The sequence below is a fragment of the Streptomyces dysideae genome, assembly GCF_001514305.1.
GTDB lineage: Bacteria > Actinomycetota > Actinomycetes > Streptomycetales > Streptomycetaceae > Streptomyces > Streptomyces dysideae.
Map to the genome: position 1 here is coordinate 71,821 of NZ_KQ949079.1, position 22,878 is coordinate 94,698.

Below are 22,878 nucleotides of genomic sequence, written 5' to 3' on the forward strand. Positions count from 1 at the left end.
TCCATGTGACCACGCGTAAGACGCCGAACGCAACATCTTGCCGACGTCTTGTCGGAACGTTCATAAAACCCGGCGAAACCCGGCAGCCTTTCTGGCCGCTCCCCAGGCCGGCCTGCAGGCCGGCTTTCAGGCCGAGAGCACGCTCAGGTCCGCCGTCGCCCAGCGCTCCCCGAGCCCCGTCAGCGTCACGTGCCGCACCTCGTCGGTCGTGTCGCCCACGGCACGGTGGATGACGACCTGCAGCCGGTCGTCGGTGAGCTCCTCGACCTTGCCCTCGCCCCACTCCACGACGATCACCGACTCGGGCAGCGAGACGTCGAGGTCGAGGTCCTCCATCTCGTCGAGGCCGCCGCCCAGGCGGTACGCGTCGACGTGGACCAGGGGCGGGCCGCCCCCGAGGGAGGGATGTACGCGGGCGATCACGAAGGTCGGGGACGTGACCGCGCCCCGCACGCCCAGCCCCTCCCCCAACCCCCGGGTGAGCGTCGTCTTGCCCGCGCCGAGCTCCCCGCTGAGCATCACGAGGTCGCCGGCGCGCAGCAGTTTGGCGAGGCGGCGGCCCAGTTCCCGCATCTGCTCGGGAGCGTTGACGATCAGCTGGATCTCAGCCGGGTTGTGCGGTGCTGCTGGTGCTTCCATAGCCTCCAACCGTAGCCCCTGCGGGCACGGCACCCGCGCGGGTGAGGAGGTCGGCGAGGCGGTCGGTGACCACTTCCGGGTGTTCCAGCATCACCAGGTGCCCGGCGTCCGGCACGAGGACCAGCTCGGCGTCGGGCAGGTGGTCGGCGATGGCCTCGCTGTGTTCGCTGGGCGTGACGAGGTCCTTGACCCCGGCCAGCACCAGCACGGGCAAGTCCGTGAAGTGGACGAGGGCCTCGGTCTTGTCGTGGTCGGTGAACGCCGGGTAGAACTCGGCGACCACGTCGATCGGCGTGCCCTCGATCATCCGCTCGGCGAACCGGGCGACGGCGGGGTCGATGTCCCGGGACGCGAACGAGTACCGCTTGATGATCCCGGCGAACAGGTCGGCGGTGGCCCGGCGCCCCTTCTCCACCAGCGCGGCCTGCTGCCCCAGCGCCTTCAGTATCCCGGGCAGGACGCGCCGTACGGCGTTCACACCCGCGACGGGCAGCCCGAAGTTGACCTCGCCGAGGTTCCCGGACGACGTACCGACGAGCGCGACGGCGACGACCCGGTCGCGGATCAGCTCGGGGTACTGGTCGGCCAGGGCCATGACGGTCATCCCGCCCATGGAGTGCCCGACCAGCACGATCGGCCCCTCGGGCACGGCCTCGTCGATGACGGCCTTGAGGTCCCGGCCGAGCTGCTCGATGTCGACCGGCAGACCGTCCTCGACCTGGGCGACACCCCGCGCGGAGCGGCCATGGCTGCGCTGGTCCCAGTGCACGGTCCGCACGACGCCCCGCAGGGCCGCCCGCTGGAAGTGCCAGGAGTCCTGGCTGAGGCAGTAGCCATGGCTGAAGACGACGGTGACCGGGGCCGGGGCCTTCCGCCCGAACAGCCGCCGCCGGCGCGGCGCGACCGACGGGACGGCCTCGGGGTCGATCTCGTCGACCTCGTAGTACAGCTCCGTGCCGTCGTCGGAGTACGCCTTGCCGGGCATGCCGCGCAGCGAGCCGTAGGGCCCCGCCGAGTCGAGGGCGAGCCGGGCCTTCTGCCGCATGCCTCGTCCGACGGTCATCCGCTCGATGGCGACACCGGCCGCCGCTCCGGCCGCGATCACGCCTATCGCGGCGCCCGCGATGCCGGTCGCCCTGCGCCAGTTTCCGGCCGCCCCCGTGGCGGAGGCGACGGCCGGGACGACCTCCGCGCTGCTCTCGCTCACGTACCGCTCCTCTTCGCCGTACTGCTGTGCGCCGGGTGCCGAGATCGGATCCGGTGCTGGGGTTTCGGTGTCAGTGGTTTCTCCGGGCGGCTACCCGGCTTGTTCCTCATTCATATGGACGCGCCTCGTTCATCGCGCCACATTCACATAGACGCGGGGAACGCGGGTTCCGATGCGGGTCACGATTTCGTACGCGATGGTGCCCGCGGCCTGCGCCCAGTCCTCGGCGGTGGGCTCACCCCGGTCGCCGGGCCCGAAGAGGACCGCCTCGGTGCCGGGGGCCGGCTCCTCGCCGCCCAGGTCGACGACGAACTGGTCCATCGCGATCCGTCCCGCGACCGTCCGCCACTTGCCGTTGACCAGCACCGGGCCGGCGGAGGAGGCGTGCCGCGGGATGCCGTCCGCGTAGCCGACGGGGATCAGGCCGAGGGTCGTGGCGCCCGGGGTGATGTACCGGTGGCCGTAGCTGACGCCGTGTCCGCCGGGGACGCGTTTCACCAGCGCGACGGAGGCCGCCAGCGTCATCACCGGTCGCAGTCCGAAGTCGGCGGGGCTGCCGAGCTCGGGGCTGGGTGAGATGCCGTAGATCGCGATGCCGGTGCGGACGAGGTCGAGGTGGCTGTCGGGGCGGGTGAGGGTGGCGGGCGAGTTGGCGATGTGCCGCACCTCGGGGCGGGCGCCGCGCTGCTCGGCGTACGCCACCATCTCCCGGAACTGGCCGAGCTGGGCGTCGATCGACGGATGCCCGGGTTCGTCGGCGCAGGCGAAGTGGGACCAGAGCCCGGTGATCGTGACCAGCCCCTCCCGCTCCGCCCGCAGGGCCTCGCCGACCAGGTCGGCCCAGTCGTCGCCGGGCTGGCAGCCGTTGCGCCCGAGCCCCGTATCGGCCTTGAGGTGCACGCGCGCGGGAGCACCGGCCTCCCGGGCGGCCGCCACGGCCTCCCGCAGGGCCCACATCCCGCTGACCGACACGTCGAGGCGGGCCTCGACGGCCTCCCGCCAGGGCCCGCCCGGCGTCCACAGCCAGCACATGATCCGGACGTCGTCCAGGCCGTCGGCCGCCCGCAGCGCGAGCGCCTCCTCGGGCGTGGCCGTACCGAGCCAGGTCGCCCCCGCCGCGACGGCCGCGCGGGCACACGGCACCGCGCCATGGCCGTAGCCGTCCGACTTCACGACCGCCATCAGGGCCGCGCCCGGCGCGAGGGCGCGCAGGGTCCGCACATTGGCCCGCAGGGCGGCCAGATCGATCTCGGCGCGGGCCCGCAGGGGCGCGGTCCGCAGGGCAGCTGTCTCAGTCATCGCGCCCCAGTGTCTCAGAGGGGTCGGACACCCCTTGGGTTCAGGTGCTGGGGCGCCGTCCCCACACGTACACCCGGTCGTCCTTCTTCAGCACGCTCCACAGCTTGCGGGCGTCGCCCAGACGCAGGTTGACGCAGCCCATGGAGCCCTCGGTGGTGAAGATGCTGTCGTAGACGGCGTGGAAGGCCTGGCCGCCGCTGAAAAACTGGGCGTACGGCATGGGGCTGTTGTAGAGCGTCGACACATGGTTCTTGTGCCGCCAGTAGACGGTGTGCCAGCCGGTGCGGGTCCGGTACCTCGGGCTCCCAGTGCGCATGGGGACGGGGCCGTAGACCACCTTCTTGCCCTTCTGCACCCAGGTCAGCTGGCGGCCGAGGTCGACGCAGGCGACCCGGTAGGTGCGCACGGGGCACTTCTTGGCGGCGTTCGGGTTCTTGCGGGCGGAGATGAGCTGCATGGTGGACCAGGTGACGGGCCCGGCGAAGCCGTTGGCCGGCTTGATCTTCTGCTTCACCTGGAAGGCGCGGATGGCCTTGCAGTCGGCCGCCGACTGCTTCCCGTCGGCCTTCAGCTTCAGCCACCGCTCGACCTGCCGCTGGTAGGGCCCGGTCCGCTTGCTGCACGCCACCCGCGCGGCGGCGTCCCCGAGCGGCACGTACTCGACGAGGTCGTACGTCCCCGCCGCCGCGTCCACCGGCTCGACGGCGTCCTCGGCCGCGCTCGGCGTGTACACCGTCGGCGGCAGCACCTGGTCGGGGGTGTTGCTCTGCCAGGGCTGGTAGGGGCCTGGCCGCACGCCGGGCACCAGGTCACTGGCCGGTCCGGGAACGGGGGGTCCAGGTCGCACTGGGGCCGCCGCGGCGGTTCCGGCCGTCGGCAGGGCGGTCGCCATGGCGAGCAGCACGGCCGCGCCGCGGTATGCGATACGTCTGCTGATCATGCGATCAGCCAAACGCGGGAACGGGGCGGGCCGGTGGTGCCGCGCTGCGGGGTCACCCTTTTCGCGGAGCGACCCCGTCACCAGCCCCCCCGTCACCCCCGTCTGCGCTTGCGCGCCTTGTACAGCTTCCATGTCGCGAAGAGCAGCGGCAGCTCCAGCAGCACGATCCCGATGAGGGCGTCCCACTCCGGCTCGGCCGCCCCCATCTCGTCGGCCACGGCCACCGCGCCCAGCAGCCCCCATACGGCGGCCATCGTGCCGGCGACACACAGGGCCAGCGACCACGCCCAGGTCGAGCGGCCGCCGCCGGACCGCTGCGGGGCGGACGTGCGCTTGCGGGGCTGCGGGATCTGCTCCGGGTCGCGGGCCGGCATCCGGACCACCGCGGCCGGCGGCACGGCCGCGTCCAGCGCGACGATCCGCTCGGGCGTGACCCCCCGGAACAGCGTCGGCTCGACGGTGACCGCGAAGCCGTCGAGGCCGGTCAGACTGCGGGCCCCGTCCGGGCGGGCGGTCATCGCGGCGCACGCGTCGTAGCGCACGGTGACCGGACCGTCAGGGGTGGCGAGGCTCACGCCCTCTGCGCCGATGACCAGCGTGATCCGCTCGTCCTCCAGCGACTGGTGCCGGGTGCCGGTGACCGCCGACGCCGAATACTGCGGGGCGAGCGTGAACCCGGCCCAGTCGGCACCCCGGCCCGGCACCTGGAGCAGCCCGCTCGCCCACGCCTCCCGGGCCACCTCGCGCAGGTCGGCGACGGTGACCGCCGCCAGCTCGGCGCGGTGCTGCTCCGGGGAGAGGATGCGGTGGCCGAGCAGCAGACTCAGGGCGTACGACGGGAGCGAGGCGGCGCCGAGGTCGGGGGTGTCGTACATCTTGAGCGTCTTGGCGCGCACGGAGTCCAGCTCGGACTGCTCGATACGGCCGGCGCGCAGCCGCGCGAGGGTGTCGACGAAGCCGCCGACGACGGCGGACTGCTTCTTCGGCAGCGCGTCGGCGTACCCGGTGAGGGTGGCGTACTCGGCGTCGCGCGGGCTGTAGTCGGCCTCCGCCGAGTACGAGTAGCCGCCCTCCTGGCGCAGGTCCTGGAAGAGGGCGCGGCCGAGCACGTCCGCGAAGACGGAGGCGGCGGTGGAGCGGCGGACGACCGCGTTGAAGTAGACGTGGCCGTCGTCGCCGTGGATGTAGGCGGGCATGACCGGGAGCGCGCCGGACGCGGTGGGCGCCGGGATGCGGGTGCCGGCGGGCAGGGTGAGGTCCAGGCCGGCCGGGACGGTGTCGCTGGTGAGCCACAGCACGGCGTTGTCGCGGGTGAACCGGGTCTCGGCCCAGTGCCGTACCTGGTCGGCCGTCAGGCTCCAGGTGCCGAGCTCGTTGTAGCCGGCCAGGCCGTAGCCCTGGGCGCCGTAACGCCACAGCGGCATCTGGGAGTCGGCGCCGCCGCGGCCGGCCGCCTCGGTGCGCAGGATCTCCTTCTCGGTCTCCAGCCGGTCCAGCGGCAGGTCGCGCAGGGCGGCGCAGACGCTGTTCAGGTAGGCGACGACCTCCTCCTCGCTGCCGGTGACGTGGAAGAGGGTGTACGTGTTCGCCGTGGCGCCGTTGTAGTGCAGGTCGGACAGGCCCAGGCGGTGCAGGGCGAGGTGCTCGACGAGATGGGTGATCCCCGAGGTGGCGAGGGTCTCGTCGGCGCGGCCCACCCGGAAGAAGAGACCGGCGGTGATCTCACCCTGGCGCGGGGCGTACAGGGTGGGGATGCCCTGGGTGGTGGTGTGGGCTATCAGGCCGTTCAGGGCGTCGAGCGCGTCGGCGCCGTGCAGTTCGGTGGTCATGTGTCGGTCCCCCTCAGAGCGTCGCCAGCGCGGACTTGCGGTACTTGACGAAGGCGCCGCGCGGATCGGACAGGTACGACCACGGGAACTCCGCGGCCCGGTCGCCGAGGGCGGCGAAGTGCCGGGCCGCGTCCTCGAAGTGACCGCCCAGCGAGAAGGCCATCGCGAACGCGCTGTGCGTGCCGATCCCGTGCCAGCCGGGCCGGTAGTCCGGGTGCAGCACGGACACCTGGGCGGCGTGCCGCAGATCGTCGCGGACCGGCAGCCCCCGCATATAGGCACCGGCCTCGGAACCGTCCAGATCCAGCCAGCGCTCCAGATGGGCGAGCGCGACCAGGGCACCGGCGTGCGACCCGTCAGGGGCGGCGGCCGCTGACTCCCGGGCGAACCCGTGCGCGTCGTCCCAGCTGCCGCCCCACTTGGGGCACAGCTGCTGGAGGAGCTGCTGCTGGGCGGCGTAGTGGTGCGGATGATGGGCGGACAGCCGCTCGTAACGCCGCCGCGCCTCGGCCTGCCCGAGCGACAGCCCGCGCGCGGTGATGAGTCGTACGGTCCAGGCCGGGGCGTACGACGGCTGCTCGGCGCACACCTCGATCAGGATCCGCTCGGCCCGCCGCAGCCAGTCGTGGAACTGGTCGAACTGCCCGCTGGAGACGTGCTTGGCCCGGGCGTCACCCCGGATGCCCCATCCGATGCGGACATACCGGTCGGCGAGCAGCGTGCGCGGCAGCGGATCGGCCGGCCGCTCGGCCACGGCCCGCTCCAGCATGTTCTCGACCCCGTCCGTCTCGGCGACGAGCCCCACGACGAAGGTGACCTTGTCGGCCGAGTCGAGGGACGCGAAATACGCCTGGACGGCGGTCCAGTCCCCACTCACGGCCGCGGTACGCAACGGAACGAGCTCTGGCAGATTGACGTACGGATCGAACGACGGCCCCGACGACGCGCCCGGCTGTCTGCCACTGCTGGAACTGCTCATGCCTCCGCCCCCTGGCGATGCTGGAACGACGGCGCGCCGACTGGCCCCCCAGGGCGCGCTGACGTAGTGAAACGTTGAATCGCCGCAGGCTAGCAGCAGGCTGTGACAGTGACGCGGGCGGAGTTCCCCGGCCGTAGGGTGCTCGGCATGAGCATCATCGGGGTCGGTATCGACGTGGCCGAGATCGACCGGTTCGCGGCGTCGCTGGAACGCACGCCCGGACTGGCCCAACGGCTGTTTTTGGAGAGCGAGTTGCTGCTGCCCAGCGGAGAGCGCCGGGGCGTCGCCTCACTCGCCGTCCGCTTCGCGGCGAAGGAGGCGCTGGCGAAGGCACTGGGCGCCCCCGCGGGCCTGCACTGGACGGACGCCGAGGTCTACGTAGAGGACAGCGGCCAGCCACGCCTACGGGTGAAAGGGACGGTCGCGGCAAGGGCGGCGGAACTCGGCGTGCAGTCCTGGCACGTGTCGCTGAGTCATGATGCGGGGGTGGCGTCGGCTGTGGTGATCGCGGAGGGGTGAGACGGGCGGAACCCGTCTCACCCTGTGCGGCCGTCAGCAGATGTTCTGGCTGCTGTTCACCCGGGTGATGTTCCGGAACGTGGTGTTCTCACCGCAGGGGCTCTCCCTGATCGCCGAGTTGGTGACGGTCAGGTTCTGGATGGTGATGTCCTTGTTGTTCGGGAACTCCGACCGCGCCGCCAGCCGGATCTCGCCGCCGCCGGTGACGGTGCCGCTCTGGGCGGCGAGGTTCACGTTGTAGCAGTTCTCGATCAGGACCGAGTTGTTGCCGGTGTTGGAGATGTTCACCCGGTCGATGACGGCCCCGCCGCTCTCGGACACGCAGAACACCCCACGCCCGCCACCGCGCGCGATGACCTCGCCCACGCGGATGTTGGTCGGGTAGGAGGACCCGACCCGACCATTCCGGTTGGCCATCCGGAAGGCGGCGTACCCGGTCCCGGCACCAGCCCCATCGGCGTCGACCTTCGTCACGGTCGCATTGATGGTCTGGTTGAGCAGCAGCCCCGACTCACCGACATTACGCGCGGTGACGGTGCCGATGGTGATGCCGTCGACGCCATAGGTCTCCACGGCATGACTGGACGCACCGGACACATACACATTGTCGATACGAACATTCCGCGTCCATTGGCTGGTGTCGCCGCGGTTGTCGATCCGGACGCCGAGGCCGCGCGACAGACGCATGTCGATCTGCCCGAGGACGACGTTCTGGACGTTGCGCATGAAGATGCCGTAGAGCGGGACGCCGGTGAGGTTGAGGTGCTGGACCTCGACGTCCCGGGTGCCCCGGGAGTAGACCGGGGCCTGGTCGCCGGAACCGGTGCCGGTGACGTTGATGGTGCCGCAGACGTCCAGCGTGGTGTAGCTGGGCAGGGAGATCCGCGACCCGGCGGACATCGACCCCGAACCGCGCACGACGACGCGCTCCTTGGCGGTGCGCCCGGCGGTCAGGCTGTTCACGGCGGCCTGGACGGCGGCGCGCAGATCGGTGCCGGTGTAGACGGTGGAGCTGCCGCGCCGGGCGGTCCAGGTGCTGCCGTTGAGGACGGCCTCGGCCTGGTAGGAGCCGTCGCCGCAGGCGGCGAGCTCGGCCTGCGGCGGGGCGGCGGTGGCGGGCGCGGCGGTCAGGGCGCCCGCGATGGTGAGGAGGGCGACGGCTGCTCCGGCGGCGGCGAGGCCGGTGCGGGCGGTGCGGGTGCGGGTGCGTGCGGGGAGTGCGGCTCTGCGTCCCATGGGGGTGGGTCCTCCGCTGGTGTCATCGAATCGATTCGACTGAATCGATTCATCGTGTGGGGGCCGGTGAGTTTGGCAATGGGGTGGCAAAGCGTCAATGGCTGCGACGAGTTCCGTCACGTACGGGAGACTCGAACACATGCGTACTGCGTACAGCGTGGAGACGGTAAGGGCAGCCGAGCGGGAGCTGATGGCACGGCTTCCGGACGGGGCGCTGATGCAACGAGCGGCGGCGGGACTGGCCGCGGCCTGCGCGGATCTGCTGGGCCGGGTGTACGGCAGCAGGGTCGTACTGCTGATCGGCAGCGGCGACAACGGCGGCGACGCGCTCTACGCCGGGGCCCGGCTGGCCAGGCGCGGCGCGGGCGTCACGGCGGTGCTGCTGACGCCGGAACGCGCGCATGCCGGGGGACTGGCGGCGCTGCGGCGGGTCGGGGGCCGGGTCGCGGGGGTGGATTCCGCCGATGAGCTGATCGACCGGGCGGACCTGGTCGTGGACGGGATCGTCGGCATCGGCGGCAAGGGCGGGCTGCGGGCGGAGGCGGCACCGCTGGCGTCGGCCGCCGAACGATCCCGTGCCGCCGTGGTCGCCGTGGACCTGCCGAGCGGCGTGGACGCCGACACGGGCGAGGTACGCGGCGCCGCGATCCGGGCCGACCTCACGGTCACCTTCGGCACGCACAAACCCGGGCTGCTGGTCGATCCGGCGCGGGAGTACGCCGGCTCGGTACGGCTGATCGACATCGGTCTGGAACTGCCGGCCGAGCCAGAGTTGGAGGCGTTGCAGCACGCGGACGTGGCGCGACTGCTGCCGGTGCCGGGGGCGGAGAGCGACAAGTACCGGCGCGGAGTGGTCGGTATCGCGGCCGGCTCCTCGCGGTATCCCGGCGCGGCGGTACTGGCCGTCGCCGGGGCCCTGCGGGGCGGCGCGGGCGCCGTACGCTACGTCGGCCCCGCCGGGGACGCGGTGATCGCCCGCTTCCCCGAGACGCTGGTGTCGGACCGGGGCCCGAAGAAGGCCGGCCGGGTCCAGGCGTGGGTCGCGGGCCCGGGCGCCGGGGACGACGCGGCGGCGGTGGCGGAGGTGTTGGCGATGGACGTCCCGGTACTGCTGGACGCGGATGGGCTGCGACTGGCGGACCGGGAGACGGTACGGGCCCGTACGGCACCGACGCTGATGACGCCGCATGCCGGGGAGGCGGCGGCGTTGCTGGGGGTGGCCCGGGAGGAGGTCGAGGGGGCGCGGCTGGCGGCGGTGCGGGAGTTGGCGGGGCGGTATGGGGCGACGGTGTTGTTGAAGGGGGCGACGACCGTGGTGGCGGATCCGGGGAGTGGTTCGGCGGCGCCGGGGGGTGGATCGGGGGACGGTTCGGGGGGTGGATCGAGGAGCGGTTCGAGGGGTGGATCGAGGAGCGGTTCGAGGGGTGGATCGAGGAGCGGTTCGAGGGGTGGATCGGCGGTTCGGGTCAACGCGACAGGTACGGCATGGCTGGCCACGGCCGGGAGCGGGGACGTGCTGTCCGGGCTGGCGGGTTCGCTGCTGGCGGCGGGACTGTCGGCGCGGGACGCGGGGAGTGTGGCGGCGTATCTGCATGGGCTGGCGGGGAGGTTCGCGGCGGATGGAGCGCCGGCCGGGGCGCATGATGTGGCGGCGGCGATTCCGGGGGCTTGGCGGGATGTACGGGAGTAGGGGGCTCGGCGCCTGACATGATCGGCGCGTGATGAATGGGACCAGTAGGCCAAGTGGGCCTCGTGGGGGACCTGCTGAACTCGGCGGCATGAGGTACGTCCTGTTCGACGTCGACGGCACATTGATCGACGCGGTGAGCAACCAGCGCCGGGTATGGGCAGCATGGGCGGAGCGGTACGGGCTGAACGCCGACAAGGTGTACGAGGTGGCGCTGCGCACACGCCCGACGGAGACGTTCGCGCAGGTCGCCGCGGACCGTGACCCGCGTGAATGCCTGGCCGCGCTGCACGAGTTGGAGGACGAGGACGTCCGTTCCGGGGTCTACGCGGCCTTCGACGGCGCGGCGGAGTTGTTGCGTGGTCTGCCCTCGGGTTCTTGGGCGTTGGTGACCTCGAACTACGAACACCGGGTGCGCGGCCGCTTCCGACGGACGGGGCTGCCGATGCCCGACGTGATCGTGGACGCGGCGGCGGTCGACGAGGGCAAGCCCTCTCCCGCCCCGTACCTGCGGGCCGCCGCGATGCTGTCCGCCGCGCCGGAGGACTGCCTGGTCATCGAGGACGCCCCGACGGGGGTCGAGTCCGGACTACGGGCCGGGATGACGGTGTGGGGCGTGAACGCGCCGGTTGCGGTGGAGGGCGTCCACCACCACTTCGGGAGTCTGCGCGAGGCGGTTCCGTCTGTGCTGGCGTTCGCGGCGGGTGGGGGCCTACGGGATGGGACCAAGTTGTAGGCGTGACCGTCGGGGCCGCCCGCTTCTTGGTCAGTGTCGTGCTTCCGCGACCCGCGTCAAGGGCGCTGCGCTGCGCTTCGCGTCGGCTGCGCCGATGGCCCTGCGGACCACCCTTGACCCGGGCCGCTCCAGCACGGGTGAGAAGCGAGCGAGCGGCCCGGAAAGGCGGGTGGCCGAGGCAGGTTGGCGGCTGCTGTTGGGTGTGGGGTGGACCGGCGTTGACGGTACGCGGTCGCGCCCCGCCTGCACGCCGGGATGGCTTAGCGGCTGACGGCCGGTGGGGGCAGGGGCGCATCGGACCGTCCGCGCACGCCGGGTTGGCCTGGCAGCCAGCGGCGAGTGGGGCGCGGGCCCGCAGTGGCGTCGGTGGCAGGTCATTCGACGAACCGTTCGGACACTCGCCTTGGCCCCCGCAAGCGACCAGTGAGCAAAGCCAGGGAACATGGGCGGCACCCGATGGCAGAGAAGCCAGCCAAGCGTAATTGGAGGATTTGTTTCACGCCGGACACGGAAAAGCCCTGGCCGGTAGGCCCACCCGTGAAACGAATCCTCCAATTGCTCCCTGAAATGGGGCAGGCGAGGTTGCTGGGGCGAGCGGGGATCGCCCCGTGACCGCTCTTTCCGCCCAGCCTCCTGAGCACGCCTTCCACCGAGCCCGCCTAGTCACCGCTCACGGTCATCCCCACCCGGCGTACCGCCACTCATCTCACGCGCCCCCTCCCCCACCTGCCGTCAGTCGCCCAGCCATCCCAGCGTGCCCCGGCTCCCGCCGACGGGCACCCCAGCCCCACTCACCACTCACACCTCATCGCTTGCCGATAGCCGCCAAGCCGCCCCGGCGTGCACGGACGAGCCGACGCGCCCCAGCCCCACCGTCGGCCAGGCGCTAAGCCATCCCAGCGTGCCCCACAGACGCGCATCCTCATCCACCGGCCGCTCGCCGCTGAGCCCGCCCGGCATGCCGCCACTCATCCGACGCGCGCCCCTCACTCTCCGCTCGCCGCCAAGCCCACCCGGCGTGCGCGGACGGGCTGAAGCGCCCTCCTCCCCACCGGCAGTCAGGCGCTGAGCCCGCCCGGCGTGCTGGCGAGACGCGGACGCGCATCCCCTCCGCCGGGTACCTCATGGCCAACGGACGGGGCCAACTTGCCTCGGCCACCCGCCTTTCCGGGCCGCTCGCTCGCTTCTCACCCGTGCTGGAGCGAGCCGGGTCAAGGGTGGCCCGCAGGGCCATCGGCGCAGCCGACGCGCAGCGCCCTTGACGCGGGTCGCGGAAGCACGACACTGCCAAGAAGCGGGCGGCCCCGACGGCCACGCCACCAGTTGGCGGTTGAGCAGCAGACCTCGAACCTCGGATGCCGAACGCGGGGCGAACCGCAGGCACCCCGGCCGCCCTTCCGCTAACGTCCCCCGGCATGCGCATGCACAGGGTGGGGAGATCGCTGGCCGGGCTGGTGGCAGCGGCGGGGTTGGCGGGGACGGCGGCGTTCGTCGTCGCGGGGTCGCCCGTGGGCTACTTCCTGTTCGAGTACGGGTGTGGGTCCGAGGAGGAGAAGCTCGGGGATGTCCTGGCGGAAGAGTCCGTACTGGACGCCCAGCCCGAGGAGTTCGGGGAGCCGGATCCGTATCAGCACTGCGATGACGACGACTTGTTCGTGGTCGCCGGGAAGTCCTACTCCTACGGCGGGTCCCGGGACAGCGTCCTCGCCCACTACCGGGAGGCCGCGCCGGCGAAGGGTTGGAAGCCCAGGTCGGAGGACTGCTTCGCCAAGCGGATCGACGGTACGACCGCGTTCCTGATGGTGGAGGGGCCGGCCGACGGCACCGTCGAGATCGCGATCACCGCGGACCGGGACGACAGCGGCGACTGGTGCTGAGCCGAGCCTGCCCCCACTCCAACGCGCGTCAGGCTGCGGCGAGTTCGCACCACACGTACTTACCCCGGTTGCCCTGTCTGGTCAGTGGATGCCACCCCCACAGATCGGCGCACGCCCGGACCAACGCCAGCCCACGCCCTTCCTCCGACTCGGTGATCTGCTCCAACACCCTCGGTGGTTCCGGCGGCTCGGGATCGGCATCCCACGCCCCGATCCGCAGCACCCCGGCCGACCAGGACACGCGTAGGGCGGCGGGGCCCTTGGTGTGGCGTACGGCGTTGGAGACCAGCTCGGCGGCGAGGAGTTCGGCGACGTCGACGAGGCGGATGAGGCCGTGCATCGTGAGGATGAGGCGGAGGGTGCGGCGACTGATGGTGACGGCACGGAGGTCGTTCGGGATGTAGAGGGAGTACTCCCAGGGTTCGGTTTGAGGCATGCGTCAACTCCGGTGCGGTGATGGGGGAGGGTCGGAGATCTGCGGGTCGCCGGCGGTGGCAGTGCCGCAGCCGTCATGGCAGGACGGGGCGGTGCGCTTCCGGGATCCCGGCATTCCGCAGAGTGTGCGTCGCATCACTGACAGTAGAGCTTAAATTTAAGATTGGGCAAGCTGATCGCGTAATCTGACCCCGAACGAGCCGCGCTTGTGGGCGCGTTGAAGCAAGGAGCAGCCGATGGCCAAGCGTGAACCGACGGCACGTCAGATGCGGCTTGCCGTTGAACTGCGCAGGCTCCGCGACGCGGCAGGCCTCAGCGCCCGCGAGGCAGCGGCACTGCTTGGCGTGAACTCCGTCCAGATCAGCCAGATCGAGTCCGGCATCGCCGGCGTGAGCGAGAAGCGGCTGCGCCGCATTGCGGCCAACTACGCATGCACGGATGAGGCGTTCATCGAGGCCCTGGTTGCCATGGCAACGGATCGGACGCACGGCTGGTGGGAGGAGTACCGGGGGGCGCTACCCACACCGTTCCTCGACCTCGCGGAGCTGGAACATCACGCCACCTACCGATGGGACGTGGACTTTCTGCACGTCCCGGGCCTTCTCCAGACCGAGAACTACGCACGGGCGCTCTTCTCGTGCCGGATTCCCGAACTCCCCGAGAGCGAACTCGAGTTGCGCGTCCGCCACCGAATGACGCGCCAGGAGATCACCATCCCGTACGAGGCGGTGGTCCACGAGGCAGCCCTGCGGATCAGGGTCGGCGGTCGCACCGCCTCGCGGGCTCAGCTCACCCGCATTCTGGAGCTCTCCGAAGCGGACCACATCACCGTACGTGTCATCCCCTTCGACCTGGACGACTTCGACGACGTCACAGCCGCCATGGTGTACGCCGGCGGCGCCGTACCGAAACTGGACACCGTGGTACGCGACGGCCCTCACGGCTCACTGTTCATCGACTCCGAGGCCCAACTCGGCGTGTTCCGAACACTCTTCCGTAGAGTGGAGGCGATGTCACTCGACCCCGAGCGGTCGCGTGACTTCATCCACAGGCTGGCCAAGGAACTGTGAGGCGTCCGGTGACCACCCCCGACAACTGGCGGAAGTCGTCCTACTCGGGCAGCGGCGACGGCAACGCCTGCGTAGAGATCGCGCACAACACCACCCACATAGCCGTCCGCGACTCCAAGGCCCCGGCCAGGGCAACCCTCACCATCCCCACCGGAGCCTTCACCCCGTTCCTCGAAGCCCTGAAGAACGAGCCCTACTCCACCGTCACCGACTTCGCCAGGTTCCGAGGCTGATCCACCTCATTCCCCCGAGCCGTAGCCAACTCACACGCAAACACCTGCAACGGCACCGTAGCCACCAACGGCTGCAGCAACGTCGGCGTAGCCGGAATCCGGATCAGGTGATCGGCATACGGCACCACCGCCTCGTCCCCCTCCTCCGCGATGACGATCGTCCGCGCCCCCCGCGCCCGGATCTCCTGGATGTTGGACACGATCTTGTCGTGGAGCACGGACCGCCCCCGAGGCGAAGGCGCAACCACCACCACCGGCAGATCGTCCTCGATCAACGCGATCGGCCCATGCTTCAGCTCACCCGCCGCAAACCCCTCGGCATGCATATAGGCGAGCTCCTTCAACTTCAGCGCCCCCTCAAGCGCCACGGGATACCCCACGTGCCGCCCGAGGAACAGCACCGTGTCTTTCTCCGCAAGGGACCGCGCCAGCTCCCGCACCGGCTCCATGGTCTCCAGCACCCGCTCGACCTCGACGGAGATCCGCGACAGGTCCCGGATCACGGCGCAGATCTCGTCGCCCCACTTGGTGCCCCGCACCTGCCCCAGATACAGCGCGACCAGATAACAGGCCACCAACTGCGTCAGGAACGCCTTCGTCGACGCAACGGCCACCTCAGGCCCCGCATGCGTATACAGCACCGCATCCGACTCACGTGGAATCGTCGACCCGTTGGTGTTGCAGATGGCAAGCACCCTGGAGCCCTGTTCCCTCGCATGCCGCAGCGCCATCAGCGTGTCCATGGTCTCCCCGGACTGCGAGATGGCGATGACCAGGGACCGCGAGTCCAGGATCGGATCCCGGTACCGAAACTCACTCGCCAACTCCACCTCGCACGGAATCCGCGTCCAGTGCTCGATGGCGTACTTGGCGATCAACCCCGCATGAAACGCCGTACCGCAGGCAACGATGACGACCTTGTCGATCTCCCGCAGCTCGGAGGCAGGGATCCGCACCTCATCCAGCGTCAGCGACCCGGAGACATCGATGCGCCCCAGCAACGTATCGGCGACAGCCTTCGGCTGCTCGGCGATCTCCTTGAGCATGAAGTAGTCATAGCCCCCCTTTTCCGCGGCCGACGCGTCCCAGTCCACGTGATACGACCGGACATCACCAGGCCGTCCGTCGAAGCCCGTCACCGTGACCCCGCCCCGGCGCAGCTCCACCACCTGGTCCTGCCCCAGCTCGATCGCCGACCGCGTATGGGCGATGAACGCGGCGACGTCCGAGGCGAGAAAGGCCTCACCCTCCCCAACGCCCACCACCAGCGGCGAGTTCCGCCGTGCCCCGACCACCACGTCCGGCTCATCGGCATGCACCGCGACCAGCGTGAACGCCCCCTCCAGCCGCCGGCACACCAGCCGCATGGCCTCGGCGAGGTCGGCCGTCACCGAGAACTCCTCGGCGAGCAGATGGGCGACGACCTCAGTGTCGGTCTCGGACAGCAGCTCGTGCCCCCGCTCGGCCAACTCGGCCCGCAGCACGGCGAAGTTCTCGATGATCCCGTTGTGCACGACGGCGACGCGCCCGGCGTTGTCGAGATGCGGATGGGCGTTGGCGTCGGTGGGTCCGCCATGGGTGGCCCACCGTGTGTGCCCGATCCCCGTGCTCCCCGTCGGCAGCGGGCGCTCCACCAGCTCCTTCTCCAGGTTCACCAGCTTCCCGGCCTTCTTCGCCGCCGCCAGCCCGCCGTCCGCGAGCACCGCGACGCCCGCCGAGTCGTATCCCCGGTACTCCAGTCGCTTCAGCCCGGCCGTCACGACCTCAAGCGCCGACTGCGACCCCACGTATCCCACGATTCCGCACATGGCCCGCAGCCTAAGGGCGAACGGCGACCCGAACCCGGCACTTCCTGCCCGATATCGGAAATTCCGGCCACCCGAACGGCCCCCTCCATGCGTCACACCCCGGCTTCCCCGGCGACGGGGCGTGACGCACCCCACCCGCCACCCCCTTCAAACTCCGTTAACAATGGACTGTGATCTCTCCGGTCTTCTCGATGCCCCGGAGCGCCCACCGGCAGAAGCCGGAGGCGACTCCCTACGTCGACCTCACCCGTGCCGAGTGGAGCGCGCTGCGCGACAAGACGCCGCTTCCGCTCACCGCCGAGGAGGTCGAGAAGCTGCGCGGCCTCGGCGATGTCATCGACCTCGACGAGGTGCGGGACATCTATCTCCCGCTGTCCCGGCTCCTCAACCTCTACATCGGCGCCACGGACGGCCTGCGCGGCGCGCTGAACACCTTCCTCGGCGAACAGGGCTCCCAGGCCGGCACGCCCTTCGTCATAGGAGTCGCCGGCTCCGTCGCCGTAGGGAAATCGACGGTCGCCCGTCTCCTCCAGGCGCTGCTCTCCCGCTGGCCCGAACACCCACGCGTCGAACTGGTGACAACAGACGGCTTCCTGCTCCCCACCAAGGAACTGGAGGCGCGCGGCCTGTTGTCGCGGAAAGGTTTCCCCGAGTCGTACGACCGCCGCGCGCTGACCCGTTTCGTCGCCGACATCAAGGCCGGGAAGAACGAGGTCACGGCACCCGTGTACTCCCACCTGATCTACGACATCGTCCCCGACCGGCGGCTCACGGTCCGCCGCCCGGACATCCTGATCGTCGAGGGCCTGAACGTCCTGCAGCCCGCCCTCCCCGGCAAGGACGGCCGCACCCGGGTCGGCCTCGCCGACTACTTCGACTTCAGCGTGTACGTCGACGCCCGCACCGAGGACATCGAGCGCTGGTACCTCAGCCGCTTCAGGAAGCTGCGCGCGACCGCCTTCCAGAACCCGTCCTCGTACTTCCGCAAGTACACCCAGGTCTCCGAGGAGGAGGCCCTCGACTACGCCCGCACCACCTGGCGCACGATCAACAAGCCCAACCTGGTCGAGAACGTCGCCCCCACCCGAGGCCGCGCCACCCTCATCGTCCGCAAGGGCCCCGACCACAAGGTGCAGCGCCTGAGCCTGCGCAAGTTGTGACGAAGGCCTGTTGGAAAGGCCCCACGCTGCACCTGCGCCTGATCACTCCGGCGGACAGGACCGACGACGTGGTCCGCCTGATCGAGAAGACCGTCGGGACGGCCCACCTCGCGGTCCTGCCGGGCGCCGCCCGCAACCCGACCTGGCTCTCGACAGGCCAGCTGCTCCTGAACCTCCTGGGCATCACCCTGGCCGGCACCCTGACGCTCCTGGCCCAGAAGTGGCTGTGGTCCAAACAGCGCCCCGGCGCGTCGCCCTGTGAGGGACACGGCGCTGTCCACCGGTGACAAGGCCGCTTCGGAAAACTGAGTTCCTGTCAGCACCTCCTGGGCCGGGCGGGCCCCGGAACCTAGCGTCCGTACATGGACACGATTCGCAGCAGGGAAAGAACGTGGCGCGGTGCCGCGCTGGCGGTGCTGTTGACCGCGGGGACGCTCACGGCGGCGGCCCCTGGTGCCCGGGCGGACACGGCGCGCACCGAGACGCCGGTGGCGGTGTCGTCGCCGGTCGCCGGGGTGCGCGAGTCCGTGGTGCGGGTGAAGGCGCCGTTGCCGGACTCGGCGGGGCCCCGCCCGGCAGCGTGCGACTGGCTGTCGTATCTGCGCTACCGCGCCGCCGACGGGCCGGCCGCCTCCGCCGACGCGGACCGGATCCTGGTCGCCCAGCCGGGCATCCTGGAGGGGGCCGGGGCGTTCGACAGCGTCGCCCGCAACACGGTGGCGGCGGCCGCCGCGCAGGGCCGGCAGATCGAGTTCTGGGCGTTGGACCGGCGCTCCAACTGCCTGGAGGACCGCACCGGCATCGCCTCCGGCGACCAGCACACGGCCGTCGACTACTACTACCGCGGCAAGCAGGTCGACGACCGGACCTTCGCGGGATTCGCCGGCAACGGGAAGCTGGGGTGGATGGCGCGGCTCGGCATCGAGCAGACCGTCCGCGACCAGTACGACCTGCTCACCGCCGAACTGCCCGACCAGGCGCTCCGCAAGCGCAAGGTGCTGTGCGGCGGGCACTCGCTGGGCGGCGTCGTCACCGGCTACTTCGCCACCGCCGACTTCGACGGGAACCCGGCGAGCACGGCGGACGCCGGGTACAACCAGTGCGCGGGCTACTTCGCCCTCGACACCACCGTCTCCACATCACTCGCCGACCTCAGCGGCAGCATCCCGGACGACACCAACCTGCCCGACGTCGGCCTCGGTTACGGCGTCGTACAGGCGGGCCTCGACAGCGGGCTTCTGCCGCGCTCGCTGTCCGCGCCGGTGCTGCTCAACCCCGAGACCATGACGCTGCTCGCCATCGCCGGCGTCGGCGCGGTACAGGCTCCCGGAGCCGAGGCCGACCTGCCCCGTTATCTGCCCGACGGCCTAAACATCGAGGCCACCAACAGGTTCCTGTTCTCCGAGGACACCGCCGCCTTCCTCACCGGCTCCCCCGGTGTGAAGGACTTCCGGCTCACCAACGAGGCCGTGCTGGGCGCTCTGATGGACGACAACTCCGTACCGCTGGCGTTCCTGCAGAGCAGCGTCGGGTTCTTCGACGGCGGGCCGATCGCCGACAAGAACTTCCCCGTCGCCAACGGCGGTCAGGAGCAGCCCGGGCTGTTCGGCACCGAGTACAAGGCCATCCCGGACCGGCCCCGGGGGCCGCTGTACAGCTGGCGCAACTACGACCGTGTCGGTGACGCCGACGACCCCGGGTACCGGTCGGCCGACGGCACGCCGTTCACCGACGCCGGCAAGGAGGTCACCGACATCCAGGAGCTGGCCCGCAGCCTGGCCGAGCAGCCGCTGGACTTCACCGAGCAGTACTTCCCGACCAAGCTGGTCACCGACCTGGAGCTGGCCACCTCGCCGCAGGTGAAGCGGCTCGTCGTACATCCCGATGGGCTCACCGCCAACCCCACCCTGACGGTGCTCGCGGGCGACGGGCTGCTGGCGGGCCGTGTCCCGTCCGACCTGCACCCCGTGGTCGCCGACGGCTACCAGCACCTCGATGTGCTGACCGCGGCACCGGTGCAGAACGACGGCCGGCCCGAGCCGGTCGCCACCAACCTCGCGCGGTTCGCCGGGAACCCGCGATAGCCGTATCAGCCATACGCGGAGAAGGGCCCGGGAAGTCGGACTTCCCGGGCCCTTCGCGGGTACGGCTCAGACCTTGCCCGCCGCGAACGTGGCCGCCGCGTCCGCGTCGGCCGTGTAGCCGAGGTGCGCCCCCACGTCGTTCCCGCCGTTCTCACAGATGGGGTCGCCCTTGGCGCAGAAGTCGATCGTCCGGCTCTGGTAGGTGCCGGTGACGCTCTTGCCGAGGGCCCGGATGGGGTTGCCGAACAACAGCACCGCGGCGACCTTCGGCTCGACCGCGGCCGGCAGCATGGCCACGATGGGGCTGCCGACCACCGCGCCGGCGCTGCTGACGCCGATCGAGTTGTCGACCACGTTCGCGCCCTGCGAATAGCCCACGAGAATGAACCGCTGGTTGGGGCACGCGGACGCCTGGCTCCTGACGTGATTCACCAGATCGGCGTTTCCCTGTGCGGCCGAGGTGAGGGAAAGATCCGCCGGGTAATTCACCTTGTAGCTGGAAAGGCTTTTTCCGGACAGCTTCTTCTGCAGTGCGGAATACACGGGGTCGCCGACGATGAAGCCGAGCGTGCCCGGCTCGAAGGTGCCGCGAGCCGCGACGACCTCGATATCCGAGCAGGCCGCGGCCGATGCCGAGGGCGCCGTGAGGGTGGCGACCGAGGCCCCGCCGATCAGCGAGAGCGCGGCCAGACACAAACGAATACGCATGGACCGTCCTCCAAGTGGGGAAGCGCATGACGCGCCTACGAGAAAGGAGGCCCCGAAGGTATTCGTCCGGCCGCGCCGGCTGTTATGGACGGAATCAAGAAAATCAGCGGACTTTTTTTCGCCGATTGAGTAGTCGGACTAGTCCTGCTGTGCCCGCAGCGATTCCGCGCGCAGGGCGAGCACGATATCGAGGCGGGTTCCCGGGTCGTGCAGGGAGCCGCCGAACAGCTTCTCCAGCTGGCGCAGGCGGTAGCGGACCGTCTGCGGGTGGATGTGCAGGCGGGCGGCGACGTCGGGCACGTTGCTGCCGCTGAGCAGCCAGGCCAGCAGCGTCTCGGCGAGCCGGGCGCGCTGTCCCGCCGAGACCGCGTGGAGCGGAGCGAGGGCGGCGTCCCGGAGTGCGGCGAGGAGCGGCTCGTCGGCGTGCAGGAGGAGGGTCGACAGGTGGTCGGCGCAGCGCACCACACCCTGCCGGGGCAGGATTCCGCGCCCCATCAGCCCCAGGGCCCGGGTGGCCCAGCGCAGTGACTGCGCGGCCTCGGCGAGCGGGACCGTCGGCCCGATGGCGGCGGGACGGCCGCGCAACGCGAGCGCGAACCCTCGGCCGGCCCACCGCCCGGAGCCGTCGGGGTCGGGCACCAGCATGCGGGGCGGCCGGGACTCCATGTCCACCAGCGCGCCCGCCATGGACAACGGCCGGTCCTCCTCACGCTGTTCGGGTGCGGCCGCGAGCGCGACGACGGCGACCTGCCGCGGTACCGGCCACCGGGCCTGGTGCGCCAGGTCCTGCACCGCCTCCGGGGCCACCGGGCCCTCGCCCACCAGCAGGTCCAGCAGGCGCCTGCGGCGGCGCTCCAGCTCGTCCGTGCTGCGCAGTTGGGCCTCCGCGTAGCCGGCGGCGGCCGCCTCCGCGACCTCGTGCACCGTCTGGAAGGCGATCTCTCCGAGCGCGGCCACGACCGTCGAGTCCAGCCCCAGTTCCTCCGCCGTGCGGCCCAACGCCCGCCAGGCGTGCATCCCGCCGATGCGCAGCGCGGACTGCAACGCGTCCAGACCGCGGCCCTCCAGGGCCTCGCCGCGCCCCAGCGCGTAGTACGTGGCCGCGATCGACTCCCCTTGGCCGCGCGGGTCGGCGATGTGGTCGACGAACAGGGTGAGGGCCTGCACCACTCCGTCGCGCAACTGCTTGCGGTAGATGCCGTCCCCGGGCCGCGCGTACTCCGGAACCCGGCTGCGGACCTCCTCCTCCACCTCGTCGGCCACGCTCTCGAGCCGGGCACGCAGGAGCTCCACCAGTTCGGGCGGCATGGACGCGGCCCTGCGAGCGTCGGGTACCTCGTGCGGAGTGGGGACAGCCATGGGGGACACTCCTTTCGCCCGGAAACAGCTCGCCGACGGGCTGTTGCCCGTGGGACGAGTGGGACGTCGTGTGTTGGACGGACGTCCCTTCCGCTCCGTTCCGTGCCCCCATGGCACGGACATCACTCCGGCACGCCCAGGGCACCGGCGAGCACAGGCCACGACGTTGTGAACTCCTTTTTCCAGTACGTCCAGCTGTGTCCTCCTCCCGAGTAGAGGTGGGTGGTCACGGGGATGCCTTGTCTGGCGAGTGCGGCGGTGAAGCCGCGGGCCGAGGGCCACAGGGCGCTCTCCAGGACCTCGGGCAGCAGATCGCCGCTGCCACCGGCCAGTCCGCTGCCCTGCGAGACGTACAGGGCCGTGCCGCGCAGTCCCTCGGCGCGGGCGCGCGGGTTGAAGGCGCGCCAGGTGAGGAGGTTGAGGAACGGGTTGCCCCACAGCGAGACCGGCGACAGGCCCTCGCGGGCGACGATCGCGTCCACGATGGTCGGCACGCCGGGTGCGGTGGTGTCGAGGACACCGCTGTACGAAGCCGCCGCCGTGAAGGTGCCCGGGTGGCGGGCCGCGTGCGCCATCGCTCCGTAGCCGCCGGTGGACACGCCGGCGACGGCCCGTACGCCGGAGGCCCGGTAGTCCCGCGCGAGCAGCGCCGGAACCTCCTTGACCTGGAAGGTCTCGTAGTCCTGGCCGTCGCGCCAGGCGCTGGGGATGCCCGTGGGGCCCGCGTCCGGCATCGCCACGATCAGGTCGCGGCCCTCGGTGAAGGACTCGATGTCCGTCTCCCGGGTCCAGGACGTGTAGTCGTCGTGGGCGCCGTGCAGCAGATACAGCACGGGGTACGTCCGCCCGACGGCCGTGTCGAAGCCCGACGGCAGGATCAGCCGCACCGGCGCGCTGCGGCCCAGTGCGGCGGAGGGCACGGCGAGGTCCAGGGTGCGCGGTCCCAGCCGGGTGGCCGCCCGGGCGCGGCCGGTGCCGGTCGCGGCGCCGAACAGGACGGCCAGACCGGCGGCGGCCGTCGCCTTGGCGGCGGTGCGCCGGGACACTCCGGTGGTGCGGTGGGACATGGCGGC

The 22,878-nt window shown here is 71.1% G+C and carries 21 protein-coding genes; 9 read left to right on the forward strand and 12 right to left on the reverse strand.

Features of this window, described 5'->3' with window-relative positions:
- Nucleotides 1-126: 126 nt before the first annotated feature.
- The 6 genes from tsaE to AQJ91_RS10715 form a co-directional block, all read right to left on the reverse strand.
- Nucleotides 127-639 carry a tRNA (adenosine(37)-N6)-threonylcarbamoyltransferase complex ATPase subunit type 1 TsaE gene (gene tsaE, locus AQJ91_RS10690; protein WP_067018898.1) on the reverse strand — a complete coding sequence of 171 codons (513 nt, stop codon included), beginning with the start codon at nucleotides 637-639 and terminating at the stop codon, nucleotides 127-129.
- On the reverse strand, nucleotides 605-1,846 hold the full coding sequence (locus tag AQJ91_RS10695; protein ID WP_067018900.1) for an alpha/beta fold hydrolase: 1,242 nt from the start codon (nucleotides 1,844-1,846) through the stop codon (nucleotides 605-607). Before AQJ91_RS10695 ends, tsaE begins: the two co-directional genes overlap by 35 nt.
- Before the next feature lie 129 nt (nucleotides 1,847-1,975).
- Complete coding sequence (gene alr, locus AQJ91_RS10700; RefSeq protein WP_067018902.1) at nucleotides 1,976-3,145, reverse strand: alanine racemase; 1,170 nt, start codon at nucleotides 3,143-3,145, stop codon at nucleotides 1,976-1,978.
- 40 nt (nucleotides 3,146-3,185) lie between these two features.
- Nucleotides 3,186-4,085, reverse strand: a complete 900-nt coding sequence (locus AQJ91_RS10705; RefSeq protein ID WP_067018906.1) for a L,D-transpeptidase family protein — start codon at nucleotides 4,083-4,085, stop codon at nucleotides 3,186-3,188.
- A 92-nt stretch (nucleotides 4,086-4,177) separates the two neighbouring features.
- Nucleotides 4,178-5,914, reverse strand: a complete 1,737-nt coding sequence (locus tag AQJ91_RS10710; protein WP_067018908.1) for a M16 family metallopeptidase — start codon at nucleotides 5,912-5,914, stop codon at nucleotides 4,178-4,180.
- A 13-nt stretch (nucleotides 5,915-5,927) separates the two neighbouring features.
- Nucleotides 5,928-6,893: a hypothetical protein gene (locus tag AQJ91_RS10715; RefSeq protein ID WP_067018911.1), complete on the reverse strand. Its 966-nt coding sequence runs from the start codon at nucleotides 6,891-6,893 to the stop codon at nucleotides 5,928-5,930.
- A 147-nt stretch (nucleotides 6,894-7,040) separates the two neighbouring features.
- Here AQJ91_RS10715 and AQJ91_RS10720 point away from each other — a divergent pair, with 147 nt between their 5' ends.
- Entirely contained in the window at nucleotides 7,041-7,412 is a 372-nt protein-coding gene (locus AQJ91_RS10720; protein WP_067019446.1) for a holo-ACP synthase, read from the forward strand.
- A gap of 33 nt (nucleotides 7,413-7,445) precedes the next feature.
- Here AQJ91_RS10720 and AQJ91_RS10725 read toward each other — a convergent pair whose 3' ends face one another.
- A complete protein-coding gene (locus AQJ91_RS10725) occupies nucleotides 7,446-8,648 on the reverse strand; it encodes a hypothetical protein (protein WP_067018914.1) in 1,203 nt (400 codons plus the stop codon).
- Nucleotides 8,649-8,787: 139 nt separating this feature from the next.
- Here AQJ91_RS10725 and AQJ91_RS10730 point away from each other — a divergent pair, with 139 nt between their 5' ends.
- From AQJ91_RS10730 to AQJ91_RS55385, 3 genes are all read left to right on the forward strand, one after another.
- A complete protein-coding gene (locus tag AQJ91_RS10730) occupies nucleotides 8,788-10,338 on the forward strand; it encodes an NAD(P)H-hydrate epimerase (protein WP_067018916.1) in 1,551 nt (516 codons plus the stop codon).
- A gap of 88 nt (nucleotides 10,339-10,426) precedes the next feature.
- Nucleotides 10,427-11,071, forward strand: coding sequence for an HAD family hydrolase (locus AQJ91_RS10735; protein WP_067018920.1), 645 nt, complete (start codon nucleotides 10,427-10,429; stop codon nucleotides 11,069-11,071).
- Nucleotides 11,072-12,486: 1,415 nt separating this feature from the next.
- A complete protein-coding gene (locus AQJ91_RS55385) occupies nucleotides 12,487-12,948 on the forward strand; it encodes a hypothetical protein (RefSeq protein ID WP_234382016.1) in 462 nt (153 codons plus the stop codon).
- Nucleotides 12,949-12,976: 28 nt separating this feature from the next.
- Here AQJ91_RS55385 and AQJ91_RS10745 read toward each other — a convergent pair whose 3' ends face one another.
- Nucleotides 12,977-13,384, reverse strand: coding sequence for an ATP-binding protein (locus AQJ91_RS10745; RefSeq protein ID WP_067018923.1), 408 nt, complete (start codon nucleotides 13,382-13,384; stop codon nucleotides 12,977-12,979).
- Between the two features lie 235 nt (nucleotides 13,385-13,619).
- Here AQJ91_RS10745 and AQJ91_RS10750 point away from each other — a divergent pair, with 235 nt between their 5' ends.
- Together AQJ91_RS10750 and AQJ91_RS10755 are read left to right on the forward strand one after the other, a co-directional pair.
- The gene (locus tag AQJ91_RS10750; protein ID WP_067018926.1) at nucleotides 13,620-14,453 is read left to right on the forward strand and encodes a helix-turn-helix domain-containing protein; all 834 of its coding nucleotides are present in this window, start codon (nucleotides 13,620-13,622) and stop codon (nucleotides 14,451-14,453) included.
- 8 nt (nucleotides 14,454-14,461) lie between these two features.
- Nucleotides 14,462-14,686, forward strand: a complete 225-nt coding sequence (locus AQJ91_RS10755; protein WP_067018929.1) for a DUF397 domain-containing protein — start codon at nucleotides 14,462-14,464, stop codon at nucleotides 14,684-14,686.
- Here AQJ91_RS10755 and glmS read toward each other — a convergent pair.
- Complete coding sequence (gene glmS / locus AQJ91_RS10760) at nucleotides 14,647-16,494, reverse strand: glutamine--fructose-6-phosphate transaminase (isomerizing) (RefSeq protein ID WP_079084828.1); 1,848 nt, start codon at nucleotides 16,492-16,494, stop codon at nucleotides 14,647-14,649. The two genes, AQJ91_RS10755 and glmS, sit on opposite strands and share 40 nt — an antisense overlap.
- Nucleotides 16,495-16,685: 191 nt before the next feature.
- Here glmS and coaA point away from each other — a divergent pair, with 191 nt between their 5' ends.
- The 3 genes from coaA (at nucleotide 16,686) to AQJ91_RS10775 (ending at nucleotide 19,738) form a co-directional block, all read left to right on the forward strand.
- On the forward strand, nucleotides 16,686-17,654 hold the full coding sequence (coaA, locus tag AQJ91_RS10765; protein WP_067019452.1) for a type I pantothenate kinase: 969 nt from the start codon (nucleotides 16,686-16,688) through the stop codon (nucleotides 17,652-17,654).
- Nucleotides 17,651-17,941, forward strand: a complete 291-nt coding sequence (locus AQJ91_RS10770; RefSeq protein ID WP_067018936.1) for a hypothetical protein — start codon at nucleotides 17,651-17,653, stop codon at nucleotides 17,939-17,941. The genes coaA and AQJ91_RS10770 overlap by 4 nt, the downstream gene beginning before the upstream one ends.
- Before the next feature lie 75 nt (nucleotides 17,942-18,016).
- A complete protein-coding gene (locus AQJ91_RS10775) occupies nucleotides 18,017-19,738 on the forward strand; it encodes a hypothetical protein (RefSeq protein WP_067018939.1) in 1,722 nt (573 codons plus the stop codon).
- A gap of 66 nt (nucleotides 19,739-19,804) precedes the next feature.
- Here the strand turns inward: AQJ91_RS10775 and AQJ91_RS10780 are convergent, their stop codons facing one another.
- From AQJ91_RS10780 to AQJ91_RS10790, 3 genes are all read right to left on the reverse strand, one after another.
- On the reverse strand, nucleotides 19,805-20,446 hold the full coding sequence (locus AQJ91_RS10780) for a cutinase family protein (RefSeq protein WP_067018942.1): 642 nt from the start codon (nucleotides 20,444-20,446) through the stop codon (nucleotides 19,805-19,807).
- A gap of 138 nt (nucleotides 20,447-20,584) precedes the next feature.
- Nucleotides 20,585-21,805 carry a PucR family transcriptional regulator gene (locus AQJ91_RS10785; protein ID WP_067018945.1) on the reverse strand — a complete coding sequence of 407 codons (1,221 nt, stop codon included), beginning with the start codon at nucleotides 21,803-21,805 and terminating at the stop codon, nucleotides 20,585-20,587.
- 122 nt (nucleotides 21,806-21,927) lie between these two features.
- Complete coding sequence (locus tag AQJ91_RS10790; protein WP_067018948.1) at nucleotides 21,928-22,872, reverse strand: alpha/beta hydrolase; 945 nt, start codon at nucleotides 22,870-22,872, stop codon at nucleotides 21,928-21,930.
- Nucleotides 22,873-22,878 lie beyond the last annotated feature (6 nt).